Genomic DNA, 3,086 nt, shown 5'->3' on the forward strand with positions numbered 1-3,086 from the left:
GTTAAAAATAAAAACACAAGAATCATAGCCAACAAACTCCATGAAGTTAGTTTTGGCAAAAAACCGACTAACAACATAACTCCAAGCATTATTTCCGCTAGTATTAAAAATATTGAAAATGGCAATGCATACGGAATTAAAAACTCCATATTTAACACATCATACCCAAAATATTCTTCAAATTTATAAGCTGAACCTAAGGGATCAACTAATTTTACAAATCCAGAAAATATAAATGTTACTGCAACAATAATTCTTGAAATATGGACCAATAGTTTCATTTTATTCAGTTTCGTTAATATGAATTAAAGCAAAAACTGCGTAATTAATCATATCCTGATAATTCGCATCAATCCCTTCAGAGACGATAGTTTTTCCTTTATTATTTTCAATTTGTTTTACACGCAATAATTTTTGCAAAATTAAATCAGTTAAAGAACTTATACGCATATCGCGCCAAGCTTCACCATAATCATAATTTTTATCCTCCATTAGTTGCTTTGTAATTACAACGTGCTTATCGTATAATTTAATAGCTTCTTCTATTCCCATATCTGGTTGCTCTACAACACCTTTTTCTAACTGAATTAAAGCCATAATAGAATAATTAATAATTCCAATAAATTCAGAAACTTCACCTTCATCAACTTTTCTTGTTGAATTTTGTTGTAATTGACGAATACGTTGCGCCTTAATAAAAATTTGATCTGTAAGAGATGGCAACCTTAAAATTCGCCAAGCACTTCCATAATCTTTTAATTTGTTTATATATAGCGAACGACATTTTTCAATAATATCGTTATATTGTTTTGAAGTTTGTTGCATGAAGCTTTAATTATTTCCGTAAATTTCGAACAAATTTAACGAATTAAAAAATCAATTATTCAATTATGAAGAAAGTTGCTGTTTTTTGTGGCTCAAGCCTAGGTTTTAATGACGTTTATAAGAATGATGCTATTAAATTAGGAAATCATTTTGCTAAAAATAATATTGGTTTGGTTTATGGCGGCGGAAAAATTGGAATGATGGGAATTTTAGCTGATACTTTATTAGAACAAAACGGAGAGGTAATTGGCGTTATTCCAGGATTGTTAAGACATGAAGAAGTAGCTCATGCCAAAATTACAGAAATGATAGTTACTAAAACTATGAGCAAACGTAAAGTAAAAATCAGCAAATTAGTTGATGGCTATATAGCTTTACCAGGTGGTTTTGGGACTTTAGATGAAATTTTTGAAGCTTTAACTTTAGGGCAATTAGGTATTGAAAGCAAACCTGTTGGATTATTAAACACCAACGGATTTTTCAACTATTTAATTAAACAATTAGATGTGATGGTAACCGAAGGGTATTTAAAACAATCTAACAAAGAAATGCTTATAGTTAGCGATTCTGTTGATGAGCTATGCGCATTAATGATAAATTACAAAGCTCCAATTATGACTAAAGTTATTAATAAAGTAGTGAGATAATTAATAGTTAATATCATATTTTATCGATAAAAAACAACATATGAAAAGTATTAATTGTAATGGAACATTAATAGATTTAACATCTCCCAAAATAATGGGAATTTTAAATATTACTCCTGATTCGTTTTTTGACGGTGGTAAGTATAACAATTCAACTGCAATAATAAATCATGTTGAAAAAATGCTAAGTGAAGGAGCTACTTTTGTTGATGTTGGCGCATATTCTTCACGTCCAGGTGCAATACATATTTCTGAAGAAGAGGAATTAGAGCGTATTTCATCAGTTATTAAACTTTTAGTGAAAGAATTTCCACATTTATTAATCTCTGTTGATACTTTTAGAAGTAAAATTGCTAACTACTGCATCAATGAAGGAGCAAGTATAGTGAATGATATTTCAGCAGGAAATTTGGATTCTGAAATGTTTGCTACAATTGCAAAACTACAAGTACCATATATTATTATGCATATGCAAGGAAAACCACAAAATATGCAAGCCAAACCAATTTATAATGATGTTGTTAAAGATGTGCTTTTTTACTTTTCTGAAAAAATAAATAAACTACGTTCACTTGGTATAAATGATATTATTACGGATGTTGGGTTTGGATTTGGGAAAACAGTTGATCAAAACTATCAATTGTTGAAGCATTTAGAATTATTTAAAAAATTAGAAACTCCATCTCTTGTTGGTTTATCTAGAAAATCAATGTTATTTAAACCCTTGGAAGTTTCACAAAATAACGCATTAAACGCAACAACGTCAGCAAATACAATAGCACTGCTTAACGGTGCAAATATTTTACGAGTACATGATGTTAAAGAAGCTGTAGAAGCAATTAAAATTGTTGAATTACTAAATAAAAATTAATGAAAAAATTATTTATTCTTCTTTTTTCTTTTGCTCTTTTAAGTTGCACTAAAAAAGAAATTAAAATTCCAACATTGTCTGAAAAAGGAATTCAGGAGCTACACAATCATTCACAGGTTTGGATGTTTCTAGCAGTTAAAAATAACGATACCATTGCCAACGTAAATAGAAAAAATACGATAAGCACTACACATTGGATTTTCAATATTGATAAAAATTTACCTTTAAAAGCAATAATTCCATCCATAATTACACTTCAAGATAAACACGAAAATTCAATGCATTCTAAAGAAGGAATGCATGAATACTTTAGCTATTCTGATACCATTTCAAAAAAATTATCATTTTTAGCTTTTGATGGAGTTATCTATAAAACAGACAGTGTTTTATCTAAATATTATATAAAAACAAATAGCAATAACTATTTAGAATACAACAATATAAACCTAACATTTAATCCCAATAATGTTAGGCTTAATGATACCGAAATTGAAAAATCAGAATTTAAAACTACACTTTTAGAATTTATAGATTTTTCTTCCGAAGGAAAAAAAACAATGCTTCATTTAAACTTTAATGATAAATTATTATATCAAGATTATTTATTTTATAAAACAATGATTCATAATTTTGAAGACAAAAATATCTCAACTAATAAAATAGAATTTATTTTCGACCAAAATAAAGTTCCTGATTGCGGTTGTAAATAACCAACGTTTTTACAATCTTTTTCTTATTTTTAC

General features: G+C 28.1%; 5 protein-coding genes. 3 read left to right on the plus strand and 2 right to left on the minus strand.

Going from position 1 to position 3,086, the window contains the following annotated elements; all coding sequences use genetic code 11:
* Positions 1 to 281: MauE/DoxX family redox-associated membrane protein (locus Q0352_RS07110; RefSeq protein WP_299525782.1), on the minus strand; the 281-nt coding region annotated here is incomplete at its 3' end.
* A gap of 1 nt (position 282) precedes the next feature.
* On the minus strand, positions 283 to 825 hold the full coding sequence (locus tag Q0352_RS07115; protein ID WP_299525784.1) for a DUF1599 domain-containing protein: 543 nt from the start codon (positions 823 to 825) through the stop codon (positions 283 to 285).
* Between the two features lie 65 nt (positions 826 to 890).
* Between Q0352_RS07115 and Q0352_RS07120 the strand changes: the two genes are divergently transcribed.
* The 3 genes from Q0352_RS07120 to Q0352_RS07130 are packed head-to-tail and all read left to right on the plus strand — an operon-like array spanning position 891 to position 3,053.
* Positions 891 to 1,472: a TIGR00730 family Rossman fold protein gene (locus tag Q0352_RS07120; RefSeq protein ID WP_299525787.1), complete on the plus strand. Its 582-nt coding sequence runs from the start codon at positions 891 to 893 to the stop codon at positions 1,470 to 1,472.
* 40 nt (positions 1,473 to 1,512) lie between these two features.
* Complete coding sequence (folP, locus tag Q0352_RS07125; protein ID WP_299525790.1) at positions 1,513 to 2,343, plus strand: dihydropteroate synthase; 831 nt, start codon at positions 1,513 to 1,515, stop codon at positions 2,341 to 2,343.
* A complete protein-coding gene (locus tag Q0352_RS07130) occupies positions 2,343 to 3,053 on the plus strand; it encodes a hypothetical protein (protein ID WP_299525793.1) in 711 nt (236 codons plus the stop codon). Before folP ends, Q0352_RS07130 begins: the two co-directional genes overlap by 1 nt.
* Positions 3,054 to 3,086: the final 33 nt, after the last annotated feature.

Source organism: uncultured Lutibacter sp. (assembly GCF_937891065.1).
Classification (GTDB): domain Bacteria; phylum Bacteroidota; class Bacteroidia; order Flavobacteriales; family Flavobacteriaceae; genus Lutibacter.

Bases quoted from the DNA above. Each gene is read 5' to 3' on its own strand.
- Q0352_RS07115 (WP_299525784.1), bottom strand. From the start codon at position 825: ATGCAACAAACTTCAAAACAATATAACGATATTATTGAAAAATGTCGT.
- Q0352_RS07120 (WP_299525787.1), top strand. From the start codon at position 891: ATGAAGAAAGTTGCTGTTTTTTGTGGCTCAAGCCTAGGTTTTAATGAC.
- folP (WP_299525790.1), top strand. From the start codon at position 1,513: ATGAAAAGTATTAATTGTAATGGAACATTAATAGATTTAACATCTCCC.
- Q0352_RS07130 (WP_299525793.1), top strand. From the start codon at position 2,343: ATGAAAAAATTATTTATTCTTCTTTTTTCTTTTGCTCTTTTAAGTTGC.